Source organism: Streptomyces sp. NPDC031445 (assembly GCF_055581365.1).
In genome coordinates this window covers 191,359-215,881 of the sequence record NZ_JBVIJO010000009.1, presented here as the reverse complement: position 1 = coordinate 215,881, position 24,523 = coordinate 191,359, and the positions used below count along the sequence as shown (strand labels likewise).

The 24,523-nt window shown below is 74.0% G+C and carries 13 protein-coding genes; 7 read left to right on the top strand and 6 right to left on the bottom strand.

The annotated features are described in order from the left end of the window. Positions 1-70: 70 nt before the first annotated feature. Genes ACZ5DC_RS24020 through ACZ5DC_RS24010 form a run of 3 tightly spaced genes read right to left on the bottom strand, consistent with a single transcriptional unit; the run spans position 71 to position 5,526 of the window. Positions 71-1,348 (bottom strand): protein kinase domain-containing protein, encoded by a 1,278-nt coding sequence (locus ACZ5DC_RS24020; RefSeq protein ID WP_468655792.1) that lies wholly within the window; start codon positions 1,346-1,348, stop codon positions 71-73. A gap of 1 nt (position 1,349) precedes the next feature. Further along, a complete protein-coding gene (locus tag ACZ5DC_RS24015) occupies positions 1,350-4,868 on the bottom strand; it encodes a protein kinase domain-containing protein (RefSeq protein ID WP_468655790.1) in 3,519 nt (1,172 codons plus the stop codon). Positions 4,869-4,878: 10 nt separating this feature from the next. After that, positions 4,879-5,526, bottom strand: a complete 648-nt coding sequence (locus ACZ5DC_RS24010; RefSeq protein WP_468655788.1) for a DUF7019 family protein — start codon at positions 5,524-5,526, stop codon at positions 4,879-4,881. A gap of 188 nt (positions 5,527-5,714) precedes the next feature. Between ACZ5DC_RS24010 and ACZ5DC_RS24005 the strand changes: the two genes are divergently transcribed. Beyond that, positions 5,715-6,503, top strand: a complete 789-nt coding sequence (locus tag ACZ5DC_RS24005) for an SAM-dependent methyltransferase (RefSeq protein WP_468655786.1) — start codon at positions 5,715-5,717, stop codon at positions 6,501-6,503. 336 nt (positions 6,504-6,839) lie between these two features. Here ACZ5DC_RS24005 and ACZ5DC_RS24000 read toward each other — a convergent pair whose 3' ends face one another. Continuing rightward, entirely contained in the window at positions 6,840-7,937 is a 1,098-nt protein-coding gene (locus tag ACZ5DC_RS24000; RefSeq protein ID WP_468655784.1) for a PP2C family protein-serine/threonine phosphatase, read from the bottom strand. A gap of 819 nt (positions 7,938-8,756) precedes the next feature. On the opposite strand from ACZ5DC_RS24000, the gene ACZ5DC_RS23995 reads away from it, so the two are divergent. Further along, on the top strand, positions 8,757-11,540 hold the full coding sequence (locus ACZ5DC_RS23995; RefSeq protein ID WP_468655782.1) for a SpoIIE family protein phosphatase: 2,784 nt from the start codon (positions 8,757-8,759) through the stop codon (positions 11,538-11,540). A 26-nt stretch (positions 11,541-11,566) separates the two neighbouring features. Here ACZ5DC_RS23995 and ACZ5DC_RS23990 read toward each other — a convergent pair whose 3' ends face one another. Further along, positions 11,567-12,295, bottom strand: a complete 729-nt coding sequence (locus tag ACZ5DC_RS23990; RefSeq protein WP_468655780.1) for an SDR family oxidoreductase — start codon at positions 12,293-12,295, stop codon at positions 11,567-11,569. A 183-nt stretch (positions 12,296-12,478) separates the two neighbouring features. Here ACZ5DC_RS23990 and ACZ5DC_RS23985 point away from each other — a divergent pair, with 183 nt between their 5' ends. From ACZ5DC_RS23985 to ACZ5DC_RS23970, 4 genes are all read left to right on the top strand, one after another. Next, on the top strand, positions 12,479-13,501 hold the full coding sequence (locus ACZ5DC_RS23985; protein WP_468655778.1) for a LacI family DNA-binding transcriptional regulator: 1,023 nt from the start codon (positions 12,479-12,481) through the stop codon (positions 13,499-13,501). Between the two features lie 253 nt (positions 13,502-13,754). Beyond that, the gene (locus tag ACZ5DC_RS23980; protein ID WP_468655776.1) at positions 13,755-14,882 is read left to right on the top strand and encodes a glycoside hydrolase family 12 protein; all 1,128 of its coding nucleotides are present in this window, start codon (positions 13,755-13,757) and stop codon (positions 14,880-14,882) included. A 160-nt stretch (positions 14,883-15,042) separates the two neighbouring features. Further along, entirely contained in the window at positions 15,043-17,226 is a 2,184-nt protein-coding gene (locus tag ACZ5DC_RS23975) for a glycoside hydrolase family 3 N-terminal domain-containing protein (RefSeq protein ID WP_468655774.1), read from the top strand. Positions 17,227-17,563: 337 nt separating this feature from the next. Further along, positions 17,564-18,652, top strand: a complete 1,089-nt coding sequence (locus ACZ5DC_RS23970) for a lytic polysaccharide monooxygenase auxiliary activity family 9 protein (protein WP_468655772.1) — start codon at positions 17,564-17,566, stop codon at positions 18,650-18,652. Between the two features lie 120 nt (positions 18,653-18,772). Here ACZ5DC_RS23970 and ACZ5DC_RS23965 read toward each other — a convergent pair whose 3' ends face one another. After that, positions 18,773-20,956, bottom strand: coding sequence for an FUSC family protein (locus ACZ5DC_RS23965; protein WP_468655770.1), 2,184 nt, complete (start codon positions 20,954-20,956; stop codon positions 18,773-18,775). 423 nt (positions 20,957-21,379) lie between these two features. Between ACZ5DC_RS23965 and helR the strand changes: the two genes are divergently transcribed. Continuing rightward, positions 21,380-23,533, top strand: coding sequence for an RNA polymerase recycling motor ATPase HelR (gene helR, locus ACZ5DC_RS23960; RefSeq protein WP_468656102.1), 2,154 nt, complete (start codon positions 21,380-21,382; stop codon positions 23,531-23,533). The last annotated feature ends 990 nt before the right edge of the window (positions 23,534-24,523 follow it).

The following is a 24,523-nucleotide window of genomic DNA, read 5'->3' as shown; positions in this document are numbered from 1 at the left end:
CGCCGCACAGCCGCGGACACCGCGTCGGGGCGGCACCCGTCACCGCACCCGGCCGCGGGCGGTGACCCGTTCACAGCGCCTGCCGGATGGCACGCGCCAGGTCGGCCGCGGTGGTGAGGGCGATACGGGGCTCGTCGACGAGAGCGGCGTCGATGACCGCCGCGAGGCGGCGGGGCAGCGTGGGCAGCCGCTCGCGAACGGGCACGGCCGGCTCGCGCAGGACGACGGCGACCGGATCGGCGTCCGGCGGGAAGTCCCGCGGGGGCGAACCGGTGAGCATCCAGTACAGACAGGCCGTCACCGCCCACAGATCGACCTCCGGCAGCGCGTACTTGAAGTCGATGATCTGGCCCCGCGGCATGAAGGCCAGACTGCCGCCCATCGCACCGGTGAGGGTGTGACCGGACAGCCCGGCGCTGTCGAACGCCTTGGACAGGCCGAAGTCGGCGATCTTGACCGTCGCGTGGTCCCTGGCGCCGGTGAGCAGGAGGTTCTGCGGTTTGATGTCGCGGTGCACCAGTCCCCGGTACGTCACCGAGGTCCCGTCGGCCAGCCGTACCGGCACCTCCGCCGCGTGCGCGTAGCGCAGTCCCCGCAGCGCCTGGAGGGTCACGCCCACCGCCTGGTCGACGCGAAGTCTGCCGCCGGCGCGGGCCACGAGGTCGGCGACGCTGCCCAGCCGGCAGAACTCGCAGGTGAAGTAGAAGGTGCTGCCGTGCACACCGCCGTCGTGGAAGGCGACGACGTGGGGATGGCGCAGGGCGCGCGTGCAGGCGAACTCGCGCAGGAAGCCGTCACGGGCGGAGGGGTCGACGGCGCGGTGGGCGGGCAGGGTCTTCAGGGCGAGGAGTTCACCGGTCTCCTCGTTCCGCGCGAGGTGGACGACGCCCTGGCCGCCGCGGCCGACTTCCTGGAGCAGCCGGTAGCCGCGGATGCCGGCGAGTTCCGGCTCTCCGGCGTCGGCCGCGTCGAGCAGCGTGTGCAGCGCTTCGACGGGGTCCGGCGCGCCGGTGTGCGCGGGCGAGGGCCCCTCCGACCGGACGGAGACACCGAGTACCGCGCCGCCGACGCGGAGCTCGTCGCCGTCGGCCAGGTCCCGCCCGGCCGGCCCCGGCGCCAGCCGTGCGCCGTTGACGTAGGTGCCGTTGCGGCTGCCGAGGTCCCGCACGCGTAGGTGCGGGGGGTTCACGTCGAGCAGGCAGTGGTGCCGGGAGGCCTTCGTCTCGGTGCGGGCTAGCCGGATCCCGCATTCGCTCGCCCGGCCGACCAGGCAGGTGGTGCGGTGGGTGAAGACGTACGCCGCGGCCGCGGGCGCGCCGCGAGGGCTCAGGGTGACGGACGACGGCATGTCACCAGCCGTAGTCCCAGTCGAGTTCCCAGCAGCGCACGGAGTCCAGCCCGGCCGCCAGCAGGTGGCGGGCGTCGGCGCTGAGGGCCAGGCCGAAGACCTGTTCCCGGTGCCCGGCCAGGACACGCAGCCGCCGTCCCTGTTCGAGGTCCCAGACGTGCACCTCCTGATGGGCGAGGCCGGCGAGGGCGAACCGGCCGTCGGAGGTGAGCGTGAGCGCGTTGATCAGGCCGGGGTCGGCGATGTCCTGGAGCACGCGGCCCGTGACCAGGTCGAGGACGGCCAGGGTCCCGTACCCGGCGATCACCGCGCGCCGGCCGTCCACGGTGGTCACCAGCGTCTTGATGCTGTAGTGGCCGTCCACCGTGTGGATCGGACGGCCGCTCGCGGCGTCGTAGGAGTGCACGCTGAAGTGGCCGTACTCCAGCAGGGTCCGGCCGTCCGGGGTGAAACGCAGGCCGGTTCCGTCCGGGCGCCCGGTGTGCCGCCACAGACGCTGCCCTGAGGCCAGGTCCCAGCCGCAGAGTTCGTCCTGGTCGTACCGCTGTCGCCGGTCCTCCTCGGCACCGGCGAAGGCCTTCGAGGCGCCGTACCGGCCGTCGGGGCCGATCGCGACCGAACCCACCGCTCCCCGGTGGGCACGGAACGCGAGGGACGGTCTCGCGCCTTGCTGACGCCTCGTCAATTCCTCGATGTTCCAGCGGCACAGGTGTCCGCCGTCGTCGCCGGTCAGCAGCCACGCGCTGTCACCGGCCAGTGCCACGGCGCCGATCCCGTCGTGCGGCAGCGTGACGGTGCTGTCGTCCCGCAGGTCGAGGAGGGCGGCCTCCCCCCGGCCGTGCACGAAGGCCCGGGTGCCGTCTCCGGTCATCAACAGGGCCATGTCCGCCGTCGCCTGCGAGGCGATCACACGGTACTGCCGTGCGTCGGCGGCGTCGCACAGCAGGAACCTGTCGCCGGGCAGCGGGGCGAGGAACAGGCTCGTGTCCCCGGCGAACGCGAGCGCCGAAGGGCGGGCGAGGCGCCCGGTGAACTCGAACGTCTGCCACGCACCGAGCAGTCCGGTGCGGCGCCCGTGCCGGCCGAGCGCGTTCCACGCGTGCAGCAGGTCGGGATGCCGCGCGTGGCCGGGCACGGCCCGCGCGGTGCGCAGACTGGCGGCCGACCGTGCGTAGCGGCCTTCGTCGAAGAGCCGTTCGCCCTCGCGCACCGCCGCCCGGAACCGCCCGGCGTGGTCGGACAGTTCACCGGCGGCCCGGGGCCGGGCGTAGGCCCACGGCGCACGGTAGCCCGCGGCCGGAAGGGGCTGCACCCTGATCCGGACCCCGTCCGACATCGGCAGTACGGCGTGGCGGCCGTCGGCGCTCACCGCCAGCCGGTGCACGTGCCGTGTCGTGCCCTCGTCGAGGGTGCGCAGGCAGCGGCCCGTCGCCGTCTGCACCACCTGGAGCGGGTGACCGCCGCCGACGACGGCGAGGGAGCCGTCGGGCGTGAGGGCGAGCGCCGAGACGTCGGTCAGGGCGTGGGTCACCTGGGCGGCGATCCGTCCGGTCCGCACCTCCCACAGCACCATCGGCCCGTCCCACACCTGCACGGCGTACCGCGCGCCCGGGGCCACGGCGGCCCCGCGCACGAAGCCGCCCCAGGCCGAGCGGAGGGGATCGGCCCGCGATTCGGTGAGGACCGCCCCGCACGCGCCCGTGGCGACGTCCCACAGGCGGATCTTGTCGTCCCGCAAGTCACCGGCCGTCAGCGCGACGGCGCCGTCGTCACTGAGTTCCAGGACGGTCATCCGCTCCACCTGGCTGTGGACCGGTCCGAGGAGCCGTCCCGTGCGCGGGTGCCAGAACCACAGGGTGCCGTCCGCGTGCCCGGTGGCGCCGACCGACCCGTCACCGCTGAGCGCGACCATCCTGACGCCCGGGGCGACCGGGCCCCGCGGCAGGGGAAGCCGCTCGCCGTGCCTGAGGTCCCATGCCTCCGGCGGACCCTGCTCGCGTCCGACCAGGCCGACCCGCCCCGCGGCGTCCACGGCGGTCGCCAGGACGCCCGGCCCCTCGGACGTCAGCTCCCGCAGGCAGCGGCCGCTCGCCGTGTCCCACACCCGCAGGCCGCCCCGATGGTCGCCGGACAGCACCAGGGCCCCGTCGGCCGTCACCGCCAGCGCGCTCACACCGGCCTCGTGGCCAGCGAGGACCACGGGGGGCGTCCCCGGATCGCGTGCCAGCTCCGCCAGCGCGGTCGCGGTCTCGGCCTGGTCGGGTGCGTCCGGGGCCGGTGTGTCCGGGGCCGCCGGGCGCAGCAGTCCGGCGGCGCGCTCGCGATCGCCGCGCTCCAGGTGGACCAGGCCGATCAGCCGCGTGCCCAGGACGTCGTCCCCGCCCACCTCGCGGGCCGACTCCAGTTCGGCGATGAGGTCGGCATCGGTCTTCCGTGCCGTGCGCCAGCGGTGCAGGCCGAAGTTGAAGGTCGCGACCAGGTGGTGGGGTTCCGCCGTCATCGCCTCCCGCCACCGCGCCTCGGCCTCCTCCGTGCGCCCGAGGTCGAGCAGGGACAGCGCCTGGTTGGACAGCCCGTCCGCCAGCAGGGCGGCCGCCTCCGGGGCTCGCCGCGGGAAGGGGGCGCCGGTGAGGTCGCCGTACACGTCGCGCAGCACGTCGGCGACCTCGTCCAGCCGGGCCGGCCGCGCCGCCACGTCCGTCGTGAAGCACTGGCGCAGCAGTCCCACGACCGCCGGGGGCACCTGCGGCAGGCGGGGGTCGGTCCGGCCGGCGTCCAGCAGTGCTTCGAGCACCGCCGCGGCGGCTTGGCCGTGCCGGGTGGGACGGCGGCCGGTGAACATCTCCAGCACGGTCAGTGCCCACGACCACACGTCCGTCGCGGGGGTCAGCCGGATCTCGCGGCGCCCGGCCGCGGCGAGGGCCTGCTCGGGGGAGCAGTAGGCCGGCGTCATGCCGCCGAAGGTGACGGCGGTGGGCGCGGCGGGCGTCCCGCCGGTTCCCGCCGGGCGCGCTCCGGCCAGTCCGAAGTCGGTGACCTTGGCGGTTCCGCCGGGTTCGAGCATGACGTTGGCGGGCTTGACGTCCTGGTGGACCAGGCCGGTGTCGTGGGCGTGCTGGAGGCCCCACGCGGTCTGGACGGCGATGTCCAGCACGCGTGCGAGCGCGGCCCGGGGACCGCCTGCATAGAGGCTGCCGCCGGTGATCGCCTCGGCGAGGCTGCCGCCGTCGACCCATTCGGCGAAGACACGGGGCAGGCCGTCCACCGTGCGGACGTAGGCGCAGTTGACGGTGTGCGGGTGCAGACCCAGGCCCACCCAGGTGCCGGCCTCGGCCTCGAACCGGCGCCTGCCCGCCTCGGAGGCGACCAGCTCCGGGCGGGGCGTCTTGACCGCGAGGTCCACGTTCCAGCCCCGGTGCCGGACGCGCTGGACCACCCCCATGCCGCCGCCGCGCACGTCGCCGAGCACCTCGTACAGGTCGAGGACCACCGCGCCGGGCCGCCAAATGCCGAGGGTCATCGCCGTGCCGTCAGTCGGCCAGGGCCACGTACAGGGGACTGCCGAGCAGTACCCGCATGCCGGGCCGGGCGTCGAGTTCGGGGTAGGGGCTGGGGCCGGACAGCAGGCGCCGGGCGACGAACTCCACGGGCTGCCGGGGACCGCGCAGCAGGCGCCCGGCGGTGTGCACCCAGGCCAGGGACGGCTCGTCGGCGGGTGGCGCCGCGCCGTCCGCGGCGAACGCCGAGGCCAGACCGGCCAGGAGCGTCGGGACGGAGGAGGGTGCGAACTCCTGGGCCTGCGGGGCGCTCGAGCCGAGCACATGGCCGCCGGCGCCGCCGAGGCCCAGGACCGTCCGCTCGGTCCGGCCGCCGAAGTACACCAGTGACGCGCCGTTCCCCGCGTCCAGGGGACCCCACTGCATGGGCACGGTGCCGCGGAAGTACGGTCCCGGGTCGTCCACCGATCCGGTCTGCCCGGTCTCGTCCAGGTGCCGCAGGACGCGCTCCAGTCTGGCCGTCCGGTCCGGCGCCGGTGTCTCGACGCTGCGCCTGGCGCTGAACAGCTTGAGGCTCACCCCGGCCTCGGTGGTGCTCCTGCGGCCGAAGTCGGGGTCGACCTGCGAGAGCAGCATGTCGACCTTGGCGTCGCTGATGTACAGGTAGTACCGCACCGTCACTCCCCGAGGTTATCGCGCAACGGCCTTTCGGGTCCGCGGTTTTCACCCCGGTGACCCGAAGTCGCCGGGGAGCGGGGCCGGCCGCCGGCCCAACTCCCGCTCCCCGCAGGGCGCGAGGCACGTGAAGGGCGCGAGTAGGATGATCGAACACATGGCCTGAACCGCTCATCCCGCGCAACGGAGCTGCTATGACGACCGATTCACCGGCGCCCCTGGAGATCGACACCAGCAAGGCGCATCCCGCGCGGGTCTACGACTGGCTGCTGGGCGGCAAGGACAACTACCCGGTCGACGAGGCCGTGGCGGTGCGGCTGCCGGCCGAGGCGCGGGACGCGGCGCGGCAGAACCGGCAGTTCATGCACCGGGCCGCCGCCTGGCTCGCCGGGCAGGGCATAGACCAGTTCCTGGACATCGGCACGGGCATCCCCACCCAGCCCAACCTCCATCAGATCGTCCAGGAGATCGTGCCGGCGGCGAAGGTCGTCTACACCGACAACGACCCGATCGTCCTGCGCCACGCCGAGGCGTTGCTGATCAGCGGCGACGAGGGCGTCACCGACTACATCCAGGCCGATGTGCGGGAAGCGGACTCCATCGTCCGGCACGCCCGCCGGGTGCTGGACTTCGACCGGCCGATCGCGCTGTCGCTGATCGCGCTGATGCACTTCATCACCGATGAGCAGGACGCCCACGGAATCGTCCGGAACCTGGTCGCCACGCTGCCCCCGGGCAGTCACCTGGTGCTGTCGCACGCCGCGTCCGACCTCTATCCGGAACTCGCCGCGCAGGTCACCGCCGAGTACGCCAAGGGCGGCATCAAGCTCGGCTTCAGGACGCGCCCGGAGGTGGAGCGCTTCTTCGACGGCCTGGATCTCGTGCCGCCCGGCCTGGTGACCGCCACGGAGTGGGGCGTGTCGGGTACGGACACGGTGCCGGAGGGCAGCGGGATCTACGCGGCGGTGGCCCGCGTTCCGTAACCCCGGTTCCGTCCCGCGCCGGTACGCCACCCCGCCGCGTCGATGCGCCTCCGGGACGAGAGGACCGGCATCCGTGCCAGGGCGGAACGGCGGCGGCAGACGGCGGCGACGAGCGGGGCGGGGCATCCCCTGCCGTACGGCGCCTCCCGCGCGGCGATCGAGCGGGAGACCCGCCGGTTCGCCGGGCCGGTGCGGGACGCCGACCCGGCCGGGGTGCCTGGACGCGGACGGCTTCCGGCTGCTGCCGGCCGGCGGTGACACCGCACCCGGCCCGCCGGCCGTGGCGGTGCGCTGCCAGGAGCCCGCGGTGACGGCCCGGGGCGCCGCGCTCGGTTCTCAGCCGGGCGGCGGCGCGGCCGGTACGGACTCGCCGGCCGGGAGGCGGACGGCGAGCGCCGCGATGTCGTCCTGCAAGCGGTCGCCGCTGTAGGCCAGCAGGTCCTGGCGGAGCCGTTCCAGGAGCTCCCGGGGCGGCAGGGAGCTCCACGAACGCAGGCGCTGGAGCAGCGGGTAGAAGGAGCCGGCCGCGTCGCGGGTCTCCGTGATGCCGTCCGTGTACAGCAGGAGCTGGTCACCGGGCCGGAAGGAGTAGGCGTCGACGTGGTACGGCTCCCCCAGCAGCACCCCGAGGTTCAGCGGCGGCGCCGAGCGGCCCCTGTCCAGTTCGCACACCTCGCCGGAGCGGATGCGGACCGGGGGCGGATGGCCGCAGTTGACGACGCGGATCAGCGGTTCCCCGAGGGGGATCTCGGCGAAGACGGCGGTGACGAACCGTTCGCCCACCTCGCCGCCGCCGAGCAGCACGGCCCTGCGGTTCATGCTCGTCTCGACCCGGTCGGCCAGGGCGGGCAGAGCGGGTTCGTCGTGCGCCGCCTCGCGGAACGCGCCGAGGAGGGCCGCGGCGGTCTCCACCGCGAGCAGGCCCTTGCCCCGGACGTCTCCGATGAGCAGCCGGACGCCGTACCGGGTGGGGACGGCCTCGTACAGGTCGCCGCCGATGCGGGCTTCCGCGGCGGCTGACCGGTAGAGGCTCTCCAGGTGGAGGTTGCCGATCTGGTGCGGAACGGGCCGGAGCAGGACCCGCTGGGCGATGTCGGCGACGAAGCGTACGTCGGCCAGGGTGCGCTCCCGGCGGACGCGGTGCGCGGCCAGGATCATGCCGAGGACGCCGACCATTCCGGTGCAGATGTAGGAGGCCACGTAGTGGCGGTCCCACAGGTAGCCGACCTCGCGGCCCGCGCAGCACGGGGTACCGGCCAGCACGCCTTCCAGGACGACGGCGAACAGGGTGGCGCCGCCGACGGCGGCCGGGCCGTGGGCGAAGGCGGCCACGAGCGGCAGGGCGATGAGCATGAAACTGACCGGCCACTCCACGGGCGTCGCCGGTTCCAGCAGCAGAAGGGCCGCGACGTACAGGGCCGGCAGCCACCGCATCCATGCCGGAGGGGCCGACAACCGCGTCCGCGCACCGGCTCCGTCCTCCGGCTCCCGACCGGTATGTCCATACCTCGGCATACGTGGTCTTCGCACACGGACTCCTGTCACAGGAACTCGACAAGACGTCCAGCCTGGTGCGCGGGGCCGCGACGCGCCGTGATTGCTCCACTCAGCGGCATGTTCCGCCACGGGCCCCGACTCCTTGTCGTCGACGTACCGGAGGGGAAGCCGCGCGAGGGCATCCTCGCCGGGCGCCACCCGGCCGGAAGCCGCCTGCCGCCGGAGCGCGAACCCGCCGGCGGGTTCGGGGACGCCCGCACCGCCCGCAAGCCGCGGCCGACGGCGCCGGCCCCGCGTGGTCGCCGGCCGACCCGGAGGGACGGTTGCGGGGCGTGCACGGCGTACCGATCGCCGACGGTACGGGTTCCGTCCTGCCGAGCTGCCCGGCGGAGGTGAACACTCAGCGGACGTCATGGCCGCGGCCCCGGCCGTCACCCGGCGTTTCGTGACACGGGCCGCGTGACGGCCCCCGGCCGACGGGCGGCACGCCCCGGCGCGCGGACCGGGCGCTCACGGACCGGCCCGGCTGACGCGGCCGGCACGGGCAGGGCGCGGAACAGCCCCGCCCCCCGATCGCCGCGCCGCCCGCGACACGCACCGCGCACGCACACCCGCACCGGCGGCCGCATCACAGCCCGGGCGTCCGCCCGCCTCGGCACGACGACGCCCGCGGCCCGGCGCCGGCCGCACGCCCCCGCCCCCCATCGGCGGACGCACCGGTCGCCGGGCGTGGCGGCGCAGTGCTAGAAAAGGGAGATGAGCGGACGTTCCCGCTGGCCACGGGCAGGCGCGGCGCTGCCCGGCTCACGGGGGTCATCCGGCCCGGCGCGGGGCCGCGGGTTCTGGCCGCCACGCAGACGCCGTCTACCGCGGTCGCTGAGCGTCCGCACGCTCGCCGCGCAGGTCTTCGTGCTCCAGGCGCTGATCATGCTGCTGCTGGTGGCGGCGGGCGCCACCGCCCTGGCCGTGCAGGGGCGGTACGACGCCCAGCGCACCGCCGAGGACCGCTCCCTGGCCGTGGCGGAGACGTTCGCGCACGCGCCGGGAACGGCGCTCGCCCTGCGGTCGCCGCACCCGGCCGCCCAGTTGCAGCCGGCGACGGAGCAGGTGGCGAAGGGGTCCGGCGTCGACTTCGTCAGCGTCCTGGACCGGCGCGGGGTCCGGATCACCGACACCGACCCCGCCCTGATCGGCACGAAGGCCGGGGGCGTCGGCCGGGCCGCCATGGGCGAGGAGTACACCGAGGCGTTCCACGGCCGCCCCTCCGACGCCGTGCGGGCGGTCGTACCGGTGACGGACCCCGGCAGGCGCGTGGTCGGCGTGGTCACCGCCGGGATCCAGTACAGCAACGTCGGCCAGGTGCTGAACCAGCAGCTCCCGATGCTGCTCGGCATGGCGGCGGGGGCGCTGCTGCTGGCGACCGGGGGCGCGGCACTGGTCAGCCGCCGGCTGCTGCGGCAGACCCACGGCCTCGGGCCGGCCGAGATGACCCGGATGTACGAGCACCACGACGCCGTGCTGCACGCGGTGCGCGAGGGCGTGCTGATCGTGGACGGCGACGGGTGCGTGCTGCTGGCCAACGACGAGGCACGCCGGCTGCTGGACCTGCCCGGCGACGCGGACCAGCGGCACGTGCGGGAGCTGCGGCTGGGGCCGGGCCTGGCACGGCTGCTGCTGTCGGGCGAGACGGCGTCCGACGAGGTCGTCCCGGCCCGGGACCGGCTGCTCGCGGTGAACACCCGCCCCACCGCCCCGTACGGCGGCGCCCAGGGGCTGGTCGCCACCTTCCGTGACACCACGGAGCTGAGGGCGCTCACCGGGCAGGCCGAGGTGGCGCGCGGCCGGCTGTCGTTCCTGTACGAGGCGGGCGTGCGGATCGGCACCACACTCGACGTACGGCGTACGGCGGAGGAGCTGACCGAGGTGGCGGTCCCCCGCATGGCCGACGTCGTCACCGTGGAGCTCCTCGACTCCGTCCTGCGCGGCGAGGAGCCCACGAGCGCGGTCCGCGAGATGCGCCGTACCGCGCTGCGGGCCACGCGGGGCGGACAGCCCTTGCAGGCGGTGGGCGAGGTGATCCGGTTCCTGGCGGCCGACACGCCGATGGCGGCGGCGCTGCGGCGGGGCAAGGCCGTCCTGGTCCCGGACCTGCGCTCCGCCGGGGACTGGCAGGCACAGGACCCCGAGGGAGCGCGACGGGCACTGGACCACGGCATCCACTCGCTGATCACGGTGCCGCTCAGGGCGCGCGGGGTGGTCCTCGGCATGGTCAACTTCTGGCGTGGTGCGGGCTCCCCGCGGTTCGAGGAGGAGGACGTCGCCGTGGCCGAGGAGCTGGTGGCCCGCGCCGCCGTCGCCATCGACAACGCGCGCCGGTACTCCCGCGAGCACGCGCTGGCCGTGACGCTCCAGCGCAATCTGCTGCCGCTGGGCCTGCCGGACCAGGACGCGCTGGAGGTCGCCTCGCGCTATCTGCCGGCGGAGTCCGGCGTGGGCGGCGACTGGTTCGACGTGATCCCGCTGCCCGGTTTCCGGGTGGCGCTGGTCGTCGGGGACATCGTGGGGCACGGGCTCCAGGCCGCGGTCACCATGGGACGGCTGCGCACGGCCGTGCTGAACTTCTCCTCGCTGGACCTGGCGCCGGACGAACTGCTCGGGCATCTCGACGAGATGGTGACGCGGCTGGACACCCAGACCGAGACCGCCGACGACGACCAGGTGCCGCTCACCGGTGCCACCTGCCTCTACGCCGTCTACGACCCGGTCGGCGGGCACTGCACCCTCTCCCGCGCCGGGCACCTCGCGCCGGCCGTGGTGGACCCGCGGGGCCGGGTGTCCTTCCCCGACCTCCCGCTGTCGCCGCCCCTGGGGGTGGGGGGTCATCCCTTCGAGGCCGGTGAGCTGGAGCTGGCCGAGGGCAGCCGTCTCGTCCTGTTCACCGACGGGCTGATCGAGAACCGTGGACGGGACGTCGACGAGGGCCTGGCGATGCTGTCCTCGGCCGTCGCCGACGCCGGCCTGACGCCCGAGGAGACGTGCCGCGCCCTGGTGGAGACGATGCTGCCGGGGCATCCCAGCGACGACGTGGCGCTGCTGGTCGCCCGGACCCGGCTGCTCGACCCGGCGTGCGTCGCGACCTGGGACGTCCCCTTCGACGTGGAGGCCGTGCCCCGGGTACGCGGCGAGGTGAGCCGGCGGCTCGCCGAGTGGGGGCTGGAGGAGACGGCGTTCGGCACGGAGCTGATCCTCAGCGAACTCCTGACCAACGCGCTGCGCTACGGCGCCCCGCCGGTGCGGGTGAGGCTGCTGCTGGGCCGCACCCTGGTGTGCGAGGTGGCGGACGGCAGCAGCACCTCACCCCGGCTGCGGCGCGCGGCCAGCACCGACGAGGGGGGCCGCGGGCTGTTCCTGGTCTCCCGGTTCGCGGACCTGTGGGGGACGCGCTATGCGGCGCGGGGCAAGGTCATCTGGGCGGAGCAGCGGCTGGAGGGCGCCCCGGAACCGGACCCTTCGGCCCTCCTGGACGTCCTGGGCATCTGACGTCCCGGTCCGGCACCGGGGGCGGGTCAGGAGAGCCAGTCCTCGTAGCGGGTGGGGGCGAGCCGGGCGTGCGGATCGGTGAGCACGTCCCCCCGGACGACGGCGAACATGCCGGCGGTCGGATCGGTGACGACGACGCGCCGGTCGCCCTTGCGGGACAGGGTCGTGCGGCCCAGCTCGTCCAGGGTGAAGACCTCCGGGCCGGCGATGTTGCGGATGCCGTTCAGGGGGGCGCCCATGGCGACCTCCGCCACCGCGTCGGCCACGTCCCCTGCGGCGATCGGCTGGATGGGCGTGGCGGGCAGCCGCACGGTGTCGCCGTCGGTGGTCCAGGACAGGACGTCGTCCATGAACTCCATGAACTGCGTGGCCCGGACGATCGAGTACGGGACGGGACCGGCCGCGAGGATGTTCTCCTGGAGCACCTTGGCCCGGTAGTAGTCCAGCTCCGGCACCCGGTCGACGCCGACGATCGAGAGGATGACGATGTGGCCGACGCCGCCCTCGCGGGCCGCGGCCAGGAGGTTGTCCATCGAGGTCTGGAAGAACGCCGGGGAGTCCGCGTCGAAGGTCGGGGAGTTCGTCGTGTTCACCACCACGTCGGCCCCCGCCACGGCCGCGTCGAGCCCCTGGCCGCTGATGACGTCGACCCCGGTGGAGTGCGAGTGCGGCACCGCCTCCTGCCCCGCGGCCCTGAGGTTCCTGACGACCCGCGACCCGATCAGCCCGGTACCGCCGATGACTGCGACCTTCATGACACGCCTTTCGTCGGGATTACCCGCAATATGGCATATGCCCAGCGGAGGGGCGCGGGATGGGCCGGGGAGCGGGCCGAGGGGCGACCGGTCACGGCGCCCGTCCGGCGGCCCGTTCGAAACTTTCCGTGGGCCCGCCGCCGCCGGGCCCGTAATATCGGTGATCTCTTGGGGGAGGTGGTCATGGGCAAGCGGCACCCTGGCTCGCCGACGCTGGAGGAGGTGGCCGCTCACGCCGGAGTGGGCCGGGGCACGGTCTCCCGCGTCGTCAACAACGCGGCCGGTGTGAAGGAGTCGACACGCCGGGCCGTGCAGCAGGCCATCGCGGAACTGGGCTACGTCCCCAACCTCGCGGCCCGTTCGCTCGCGGGCCGACGGGCCGACGCCGTCGCGCTCGTCATGACGGAGCCGGACTGGCGGAAGTTCGCGGAGCCGTTCTTCTCCGAGATCGTCCGTTCGCTCGGCGACGCCCTGACCGACACCGGGATGCAGTTGCTGCTGACCCTGGTCCGCTCGGACACCGAACGGGAGCGCTTCCTGGAGTACGCCCGCGGCGGCCGGGTCGACGGGGTGCTGATGATGTCCGTGCACGCCGACGATCCGCTGCCGGACATGCTCGCCGAGGCCCGGCTGCCGACCGTCCTGCTGGGCCGCCGTTCGGCCGACGAGCGCGTCAGCTACGTCGACGCGGACAACGTCGGCGGCGCCCGCAGCGCGGTCACCCATCTGCTGGACAAGGGCCGGCGGACGATCGCCACGATCACCGGGCCGCTGGACATGTACGTCACCCGGTGCCGGCTGCGCGGCTACCGTGAAGCCCTGGCCCACGCCGGGCTGGACGCCCCGCAGTCCTGGGTCGCGGAGGGTGACTTCACCGCGGAGAGCGGCCGGCGCGCCATGGCCCGGCTGCTCGGCCGGCACCCGGACATCGACGGTGTGCTCGCCGCCTCCGACACCACCGCCGCCGGCGCCCTGGAGGCGCTGCGCGCGGCGGGCCGCCGGGTGCCGCAGGACGTCGCCGTGATCGGCTTCGACGACTTCCCGCTGGCCGAGCGGACCGAGCCGCGGCTGACCACGGTGCGCCAGCCGCTGGAGGAGATCGGGCGGGCCATGGTGCGGCTGCTCCTGGAGGAGATGGAGGAGTCGCCCGTGGCGTGGCGGCACGTGATCCTCCGGACGGAGCTGGTGGTGCGCGAGTCGGCGTAGTCCCGCCGGGCATGCCGGACGCCCTGCGGCAGGGCCGGTTTTCGGGAGCGCTCCCAGTGGCCTGGGCCCCTGCCGGCCGGACCGCCTCCACCTGCGATTTCGAGACTTCTTCGACACTCGCCTCGCACGGAGCCTTGTCAGGGACATGAACTCTCCCTACAGTCCCTGCCCAACGGAGGGAATGGGAGCGCTCCCATCCAGCTGCGCCCGGGAGCGCTCCCCCACTCCCCTCACCGTCATGGAGAGGACCCGCATGCGACCGTACAAGCACCCTGCCCATGGAGCGCGCGGCCTGCTGGGCGCCCTGCTCACCGCGCTCGCCGCCCTGGCGGCGCTGCTCGCCGTCGCTCCCGCCGCCCAGGCGGACACCACGATCTGCGAACAGTACGGCTCGACGACGATCCAGGACCGCTACGTCGTCCAGAACAACCGCTGGGGCACCGCCGAGACCCAGTGCATCGGCGTCACGGACTCCGGATTCCGCATCACCCAGGCCGACGGCTCGGTGCCGACGAACGGCGCCCCGAAGTCCTACCCGTCCGTCTTCAACGGCTGCCACTACACCAACTGCTCGCCCGGCACGAACCTCCCGGCCCGGCTCAGCAGCATCTCCCGCGCACCGACCAGCATTTCCTACGGCTATGTGAGCAACGCGGTGTACGACGCCGCGTACGACATCTGGCTCGACCCCACGCCCCGCACCGACGGCGTCAACAAGACCGAGATCATGGTGTGGTTCAACAAGGTGGGCTCCATCCAGCCGGTGGGCTCGCAGGTCGGCACCGCGACCGTCGCCGGGCGCCAGTGGCAGGTGTGGTCCGGCAACAACGGCGGCAACGACGTGCTGTCCTTCGTCGCGCCGTCGGCGATCACCAGCTGGAGCTTCGACGTCATGGACTTCGTCCGGCAGGCCGTGTCCCGCGGGCTCGCGCAGGACAGCTGGTACCTGACCAGTGTGCAGGCGGGCTTCGAGCCCTGGCAGAACGGCGCCGGCCTGGCCGTGAACTCCTTCTCCTCCACGGTCGACACCGGCAGCGGCGGCCCGGGCGGACCCGGGAGCCCGGCGGCCTGCAAGGTGGCGTACGGGACCAACGTCTGGCAGGGCGGCTTCACCGCCGAGGTCACCGTCACCAACACCGGCTCCTCCCCCGTCAGCGGCTGGCAGCTCGCCTTCACCCTGCCCGCGGGGCAGCGGATCACCAGCGCCTGGGGCGCCACCGTGACGCCGTCCTCGGGGGCGGTCACCGCGACCGGTCTCGCCTACAACGCGCAGATCGCGCCCGGCGGTCAGGTGTCCTTCGGGTTCCAGGGCAGCTACGGCGGCACGTTCGCCAAGCCCTCCGGCTTCAGCCTGAACGGGGCCGCCTGCGCCACCGCCTGACACCCCACCAGCACCGGGACCCGCTCGTCCCGCACCCGCCGATCGGGCGGGTCCCGGCTCCACCCCGGCTCCACCCCGGCTCCACCCCGGCGCCGCCCCGCTCCCGGCTCCACCGCAGCGCCGCCCCGTTCCCGGACCGTTCCCGGAAAGGCCCGCCCGCATGAGCCTCCCGCTCGCCCGCCGCCGCCCGGTGACGGCCCTGGCCGCGTGTGCCGCGGCCCTGGCCCTCACCGCGCCGGCCGCCGCCGCACCGGAGCCCGCCGCCGCCTCGGCCGCGGTCCTGCCGTACCAGGACCCGTCCGTGCCCGTGCCGGACCGCGTCACCGATCTGCTGGCGCGGATGACCCTGGACGACAAGCTCGGCCAGATGACGCAGATCGAGAAGGACGCCCTCGTCCCGCAGTCCGACCTCGCCGCCTACCGGATCGGCTCCGTGCTCTCCGGCGGCGACTCGACCGTCAGCCCCAACAACGCGCAGACCTGGGCGGACACGTACGACGCACTCCAGCGCACGGCCCTGACGACTCCGCTCGGCATCCCGATGATCTACGGCATCGACGCGGTGCACGGCCACAACGCGGTGCGCGGGGCCACCCTCTTCCCGCACGACATCGGCCTCGGCGCCACCCGTGACCCCGCGCTCGTCCAGCGGATCGGGCGGGCGGTGGCCGAGGAGGTGTCGGGCACCGGGATCGACTGGGACTTCGCGCCGTGCCTGTGCGTGGCCCGCGACGACCGGTGGGGCCGTACCTACGAGTCGTACGGCGAGACACCCGAACTGCCCACCGCCCTCACGACGTTCATCACCGGTCTGCAGGGCGGGAAGCCGGGCGAGGGGCCGGCGTCCGTGCTGGCCACCGCCAAGCACTACCTCGGTGACGGCGGCACGGCCGGCGGTGTGGACCAGGGTGACACGAAGGTGTCCGAGGCCGAACTGCGCGCCGTCCACCTGCCGCCGTTCAAGGAGGCGGCGCGCCGTGACGTGGGCGCGGTGATGCTGTCGTACAGCAGCTGGAACGGGGTGCGGTCGCACGCCAACGCGTACCTGGTGACCGGCCTGCTGAAGGGCGAACTCGGCTTCGGCGGGTTCGTCGTGTCCGACTGGGCCGCGGTCGACCAGCTCGACGGGCAGAGCGGCTTCACCGGCGCCGAGATCACCACGGCCGTCAACGCGGGCGTCGACATGGTGATGGTCCCCCATGACTACAAGAAGTTCCTGACCCTGTTGCGCGGCGAGGTGACCGCGGGCCGCATCCCGCAGTCCCGGATCGACGACGCGAACCGGCGCATCCTCACCAGGAAGTTCCAACTCGGGCTGTTCGAGCGGCCGTTCACCGACCGCTCGTACACCGCCACGGTCGGTTCGGCCGCGCACCGGGAGCTGGCCCGGCAGGCGGTGCGCGCCTCGCAGGTGCTGCTGAGGAACGAGGGCGGCGTGCTGCCCCTGCCGAAGTCGGCCAAGCTGTTCGTCGCGGGCAAGTCCGCCGACGACATCGGCAACCAGAGCGGCGGCTGGACCGTCGGCTGGCAGGGGCGCAGCGGTCCCGTCACGGCCGGCACCACGGTCCTGGAGGGCATCCGGGCCGCCGTCACCGACCCGTCCCGGGTCACCTACGACCGGTACGGCAACGGCATCGACTCCTCGTACCGCGCCGCGGTCGCCGTGGTCGGCGAGACCCCGTACGCCGAGGGCCGGGGCGACCGTCCCGGCGGGCTCGGACTGGACCAGGAGGACCTGCAGACCCTCGCCCGGCTGAGGGCGAGCGGGGTGCCGGTCGTCGTGGTCCTCGTCGCCGGCCGTCCGCTCGACGTCTCCGCCCAACTGCCCGACTGGAAGGCGCTGCTGGCCGCCTGGCTGCCCGGCACCGAGGGCGCCGGCGTGTCCGACGTCCTGTTCGGCGACTACGCGCCCACCGGCAGGCTGCCGGTCAGCTGGCCGCGTACCTCCTCGCAGGAACCGGTCAACGACGGTGACGGCAAGGACCCGCTCTTCCCGTACGGCTACGGGCTGACGTACTCCGGTGCCGGCCCCGCGCCCACCCCGGCGCCCGCGGCGTGCACCGCGCGGTTCCGCACGGCCTCCTCCTGGCAGGGCGGTTACCAGGCGGAGGTGACGGTCGAGAACACCGGCCCGACCCCGCTGACGGGCTGGTCCGTGGACTGGGACCTGGACGGCTCCCGCGTCTCCAGCCTCTGGAACGGCTCCCTGACCACGGCCGACGGCCGGGCCACCGTCCGCAACGCCGCCTTCGACGGCTCCCTGCGGCCCGGCGCCACCACGTCGTTCGGCTTCACCGCGGAAGGCACCGCCGGCGCACCCGCCCCGCACTGCGCCGGGAGCTGAGTGTGCGCCCGCCGACCGCACGCGCCCCGCACCACCCGCACCCCCGCACGAGGAGGACGCATGACACACCCCGCCCGCCGGACACCCGCGCACCGGCCGAGACCGGGGCGCCGACGGCACCGGGCTGCCTCGCTGGGCGCGGCGCTCGCCACCCTGGCGCTGGGCCTGACCGGGCAGCTCACCGCGCACCCCGCCGTGGGGCCCGGTGCCGGCGGCGCGTTCGCCGGCCACGGCACCGGCACGCCCCACCCCCACGTCCCGGCGGCCCCCGCGTACTCCGGTACGGCGGCCGCCCGGGGTTTACCCCCCGTCTGATCCGAATCGGAAGGAGCTGAACGTGGCTCGACGCAACAGACTGATGTCGGTGGCAGCGGCCCTGTCGACGCTGCTGGCGGCACTCGCCCTGACCTTGCTTGGGCAGACCAGCGCCCAGGCGCACGGGGTGGCGATGCTGCCCGGATCCCGCACCTACCTGTGCTACCTGGACGCGCACACCACGACCGGCGGGCTGGACCCGACCAACCCGGCGTGCCGGGACGCGCTGGCCAAGAGCGGTGCGACGGCGCTGTACAACTGGTTCGCCGTGCTCGACTCCAACGCCGGCGGCCGGGGCGCGGGTTACGTCCCGGACGGCACCCTGTGCAGTGCGGGCGACAAGTCGCCGTACGACTTCCGCGGCTACAACGCGGCCCGCTCGGACTGGCCCCGCACCCATCTGACCAGCGGGGCGACGATCCAGGCGCAGTACAGCAACTGGGCGGCGCACCCGGGTGACTTCCGGGTCTACGTCACCAAGCCCGGCTGGTCGCCCACCTCCACCCTGCGCTGGGCCGACCTGGACCTGATCCAGACGGTCACCAACCCGCCGCAGCAGGGCTCGCCGGGCACCGACGGCGGGCACTACTACTGGGACCTGAAGCTGCCCTCCGGGCGGTCCGGCGACGCCCTGCTGTTCATCCAGTGGGTACGTTCGGACAGCCAGGAGAACTTCTTCTCCTGCTCGGACATCGCCTTCGACGGCGGCCACGGCGAGGTGACGGGCATCCGCACCTCCGGCGGCACTCCGACACCCACGCCCACGCCGACTCCCACGGATCCGCACACCGGTTCCTGCATGGCCACGTACTCCGTGGTGAACTCCTGGAACGGCGGCTTCCAGGCCTCCGTCGAGGTCATGAACCACGGCACCACGCCGCTCGACGGGTGGGCCGTGGCCTGGCAGCCCGGAGCGGGCACCAAGATCAACAGCGTGTGGAACGGCTCGCTGTCCACCGGTACCGACGGCACGGTCACGGTCCGCAACGCGGACCACAACCGGGTCGTGCCCGCCGACGGCAGTGTCACCTTCGGCTTCACCGCCACGTCGACGGGCAACAACGTCCCCGCCGGTTCCATCGGCTGCGTCACGGCACAGGGCGCCACCTGATCCGAACGGCCCCGCCGCCTCCCCGGCCGGTTGCGGGAAGGCGGCGGGCGCCACGGAACCAGGGCCGACAGCGGCCGACGAGGTGCCCGGACGCGCACGGCCGCGCACCGGCGGCCCGGCTCAGGAGGTGTCCGCCGGCTCCCTCGCCGAGGGCTGCCACGGGGCGGCGTAGGTGATGCGTGCCAGGTCGGTCATGAGCGAGTCCAGCCACGCCACGGTCGCGTAGTACCTGCGGGGAGCGCCGGGCGGCTCGGCGGCGAGGCCGGGGAGGGCGGGATCGATCAGCGGTGTCACCGCGACGGGGGTGTCGTCCCCCGGGTCCAGCGCCGCCGAGACGAGCAGCATCCGGCCCGCCACCCGCTCCCCCAGCATGCCGGCCGACAGGGCCGCCGCCTGGCTCAGCGGGGTGAGCGGCGGCTCCAGCAGCCGTGCCGAGCCCCACAGGGTGTGGTGCCCGGCGATCAGCGTCGCCTGCCAGTCCACGGCAGGCGGCCGCACCCGGTTCCCGCCGCCTGCGAAGGGCGGCGTCGGCTCGCTCTGCACCTGCGCGTACGCGGACTCGGCGAGGACGATGGCACGTTGCAGACAGCGGTGACCGGGCGCCCTGGACAGCGGGGGCGACACCGTGCCGCACGCCACCGAGGCACTGGTGGCCACGACGATCTCCGCGGCCCTGCGCAGCAGGTCCGCGGCCGTGCGCCGCAGCTCCTCATGGCCGCCCCGGGGCCAGGCCAGCACGCCGAAGACCGCGCCGATCGCACTGCCGATGAGCACGTTCAGCACCCGGACCTCCGCCAGCCGCCAGGTCGGTGGCGCGAGCTGCGCGAAGACCAGCGCCACGAGCACGGTGAACAGTCCCTGCGCCCATCCCACGCCCCTGACCGGTCCCACCGTGAAGCCGAGCAGCATCCACAGCGGCAGCAGGACGGCGTACACGGTGGTGTCGGAGCCCGCGAGGATCAGCAGGCCGGCGCTCAGCAGGGCCCCGGCCAGCGTGCCGACGAGCGCCAGGCGGATGGTGCTCCAGGTCCCGCCCAAGGTGGTGCGGGTCAGGGTGAGGGTCGCCAGCATCGCCCAGAAGCCGTGCGGCAGCGTGTCCACCCCGGCCACCAGCCGGGCCGCCGTCAGTGCCAGGGCGATGCGGACCGCGTTCTGGAAGAACACCGAGCGGCGCCCGGCGTGGCCGCGCAGCCGGTGCCACCACAGCACGGGCGCCCGGGTGGTCGCGTACCAGAACCGGCCCGGCTGCAGTTCCACCGAGGCGTGCCGGCCCCGCACGGCCAGATCGGCCGCCGCGACCATGGCCAGCGCCGCGTCGGCGATCTCCAGCACGGCGGCGTGGCAGCGCAGGACGTCGGACGGGAGGCAGGCGCCGGCCGGGGTGGCCGGGGGGCCTTCGGACACGGCGGACAGGTCCGCGCGTGCCACGGTCAGCTCCCGCTGCCGTGCCGCGGGGGACGTCCCGGTCCGCAGACAGCTCGTGGTCGCCGTGGCCGTGCGCGCCACCGCCCGCAGGACGGCCGTCACCTCGGGCGCCGGGCCCCGGTGCGGCAGCCGGGGCAGCTCGGCCAGCCTGCCGAGCAGGGTGCGGGTGGCCAGGCCGGTGTGGGCGAGGGCGCGAGCGCGCACCCCGGGCCCCGCAGGCCGCTCCGCCTCGGGCACGTTGAGCGAGCGCAGCGACTGGCTCATCTCCTGGGCCGTCAGGACGTCGGCGCCGGACAGGGCGCCCCGGTGCGCCGCCAGCTTCGCCGCGCACCGCTCGGCGACCACCGCCGCCCGGGCGACGCGCTCCCGGTACGGCAGCGGAGCGGGCTCCCGGAACAGCAGCGCCTCGGCCGCGACGAAGAGGGCCAGCCCCGTCGTCGTACCGATCAGCCGGTCGCCGAGCGAGCCGGGGTCGTACGGCGGGAAGGAAGGGAGGATGTAGAGCAGTTGGAGGCCCGGCGCCGCGCCCGCCGGGCGGGGGCCGCCGACGGCGGCGAAGGCCAGCGTGAAGCCGACCACCAGCATGCCGGCGACCGCGCTCCAGGTCCGCACCGACAGGTAGGTGCCCGCGGCCACCAGCACCCAGCACACCGGCAGCAGGCGCGTCATCACGGCCGCGCGCTGCCGCCCGGTGCCCGGGATCCTGGCCAGCCCGCCCAGCGCGACCACGGTGAACAGCGCGTAGGTCGCGGCCACGGGACGGTCGGCGATGTAGCGGAAGGCGTAGAAGCCGGCTGCGGCCACGAGTGTCACGCGCAGGGCACGGCGACCGGAGGCGGCGTAGGCCGCCCGGAGCCGCGCACCTCGCTCACCCCGCATTCCTACAGAATCACCCACCGTGGGGCATCCGGCACCTTGCTGGGCGGGGGTGTTGCGGAGAAAGAGAAAGGCAAGGAGTCAGCCACTCCTCGCCACTCTCAACTTATAGCGCACCGGGGGACTTGCGGCAAGGCCCTGGTCATAGCGCAGAATTGCCCGCCGAGGCCAGGAAGCCAGGGAAACGGGTGATTCACGAAGTGCGTGTACTTCTGTCGCGGACCTGGCCGGCCGGGTCCGCGCCGACGGGGCGCCGGCGGCCGCACGGCTGCTGCTCGGCGCCGCGCGGCCGAGCCCGTCGGCCCGCACCGGGAGCGGCCACGCGGCGCACGGACCACCGCGCGTAGGTGCCGCGCGCCCGTCGCCCCACCCCGTCCCACCGCCCGCCACAGCCACGACCGGCCTCACAAGGGAGCCCCTGACGTGATCCTTCCCCTGCCCACCCGTGTCTTCGACCTCCCCGGCCGTCTCGCCGCCAAGGCCGACCCGGCGCTGATCGCCGACGACGAGCGGCACTTCACGGCCATCGCGGAGTGTCTCGAGCAGTCGATCGCCGACCTCTCCGGCCGTCTCGACGCCGAGCGCAGGGCGCCGGGCGGCCAGGGCCGCCAGGCGATGGACCGGGACGCCGAGATCCACCGGCTGACCGCTCGCCTGCGCACCCTGAGCCGCTACGGACTGGACCTGTGCCTCGGGCGCATGGTCGGCGCGGACAGCCGGGAGCCCGTCTACGTCGGCCGGCTCGGGCTCACCGACAGCGCGGGCCGCCGGCTGCTGGTCGACTGGCGCTCCCCGGCGGCCGAACCGTTCTTCGGAGCCACCCACGCCCAGCCGATGGGCCTGGTGAGCCGTCGCAGGTATCGCTGGACCGACGGCCGGATCACCGACTACTGGGACGAGGTCTTCACCCTGGACGGGCTGGCCGGGCACGCCGCGCTGGACGACCAGTCGGCGTTCATCGCCAGTCTGGGCGGCAGCCGGTCGCCACGGATGCGGGACGTGCTCGGCACCATCCAGGCCGACCAGGACGCCGTCATCCGGGCGGGTTCGCGCGGCGCCCTCGTCGTGGACGGCGGCCCCGGCACGGGCAAGACCGTCGTCGCCCTGCACCGCTCCGCCTACCTCCTGCACTCCGACCCGCGGCTCGGTCACCGCCGGGGCGGCGTCCTGTTCGTCGGTCCGCACCGGCCGTACCTGGCCTACGTCGCCGACGTCCTGCCCAGCCTCGGCGAGGAGGGCGTGCAGACGTGCACCCTGCGGGACCTGGTCGCCGAGGGCGCCGGGGCCGTCGCCGAGGCCGATCCGCAGGTGGCCCGGCTGAAATCGTCCGCGGACATGGTGCGGGCGATCGAGAAGGCCGTGAGGTTCTACGAGGAGCCGCCCGCCGAGGGGATGACGGTCACCACGCACTGGTCCGACATCCGGCTGAGCGCCGACGACTGGGCCGTGGCGTTCGACGCGGCGGAACCCGGTACTCCGCACAACGAGGCACGGGAGCAGGTCTGGGAGGAACTGCTCACGATCCTGGTCGACAAGCACGACGGTGACGCCCCGCCCGAACTGCTGCGCAGGTCGCTGCTGCGGAACAGGGACCTGCTGACCGCCTTCGGCCGCGCCTGGCCGCTGCTGGAGGCGGCCGATCTCGTCGGGGACCTGTGGTCGGTACCGGCCTATCTGCGGATGTGCGCCCCGTGGCTGAGCCGCGAGGAGGTACGGCTGTTGCAGCGCGCGGAGCCCCAGGCCTGGACGGTGTCCGACCTGCCGCTCCTGGACGCGGCCCGGCAGCGGCTCGGCGACCCGGAGACCGCCCGGCGAAAGCGCCGGCACGCCGCCGCCCTCGCCGCCGAACGCGAGCGCATGGACCGGGTCGTGGACAATCTGCTGGAAGCCCACAGCTACGACGACGGCGAAGGCGTGCTGGTCATGCTGCACGGCCAGGACATGCGCAACTCCCTGGTCGACGACAGCGCCCTGCCCGCCGCCGACCCCGACCTGCTCGCCGGGCCGTTCGCGCACATCGTCGTGGACGAGGCGCAGGAACTGACCGACGCGGAGTGGCAGATGCTGCTCCTGCGGTGCCCGTCCCGGAGCTTCACCATCGTCGGGGACCGCGCCCAGGCCCGGCACGGGTTCACGGAATCGTGGCGGGAACGGCTCGCCCGGGTCGGGTTCGACCGGATCCGGCAGGCGTCCCTGACCGTCAACTACCGGACGCCGGAGGAGATCATGGCGGAGGCCGAGCCGGTCATCCGGGCCGTGCTGCCGGACGCCAACGTGCCGACGTCCATCCGCGGCAGCGGTGTCCCCGTCGTCCACGGCTCGGTCCGCGAGCGTGACGCGATCCTGGACACCTGGCTCGCGGCACACGCCGACGGGATCGCCTGTGTCATCGGCGATCCCTCGTTCCGGCCGGCCGCCCGGGTCCGTTCCCTGACGCCGGAGCTGTCGAAGGGCCTCGAGTTCGACCTGGTCGTGCTCGTCGATCCGGACAGGTTCGGCGAGGGCATCGAAGGGGCCGTCGACCACTATGTCGCGATGACCCGGGCGACCCGGCAGCTGGTCGTCCTCACGCGTCCCTGACCCAAGGACCCGTCGGGGCGCGCCGGCCGGCGCAGGCCGGTACGCCGTCCAGCCGGGCCGGGCCCTGGACGCAGAGCCGGGGAGGCAGGACCAGGCGTCGTCGGTGCAGCCCTCGGCGGTGACGGGTTCGGCGTGCTTCCGGCGGCGACGCGGACGCTCGCGTCCACGCCTTCCCCGGCCCGACGAACGCCGGTGCCCCAGGTGCGCGGGACGGGCCCCTCGACGGCGCCGGTGTGGACGCGGACCGCGCCGAAGCAGTCGCCGCCCAGGCGGACGTCACTGACCATCAGCCAGTACTGAGCGCTCGCGTCGCCGTTGATGGTCCTGGTTCCGCGAGTGGACGCACACCGCCCCGTCCGGGCGGCCGGCCCACGGGTCGGCTGCCGGTCCGGCGTGGCCCGCGCCGCTCATCAACCGCGCGTGACCAGCGGAAGCGTGAGGTGGCGGGCAACCGGGGCACTTCTCGGGCACGGGACAGGAGGGACACCTGCACACCCACTTCGTATACCGTCCCGGCCTAAAGGGCTCAGTTGGTTCCCCGGGGCAATCGTCTGTGCCCGAACGGGCAGCGGAAGCGCTTTCCCGTGACCGATGTCACGATTGACCGCGTCCGGCCCCTTTCTTTAACCGACCGGTAATTCAACAGACTGTAAAAGGACGCCTCGGCGGACCATGCCCGCAGTGCGCCAGGAAGCCATCCGGAGTGACGGTTGACAACGTTGGCCTGGACAGATAGCGTTTCTGCCTGCTATGGGCACCTAATCTTTATTCGGTACTTCACCAGCAAAGCCGGGAACATCCGAACCAAAGTCAGCCATAAATTGGCCGAAATCATTCGGGTCATCGATGCGATACTCTTCGCCGCCGGTCAGGGGCCATTCCGACCGAATCCAGGCCAGCCCGGCGCGCCGCCTTTGCGACAGTGCCGTCGCCTTACAAACTCTCCACGCCGCGTCGTACGACGCCGCCTCGTCCGGGGGGAAACGGGGC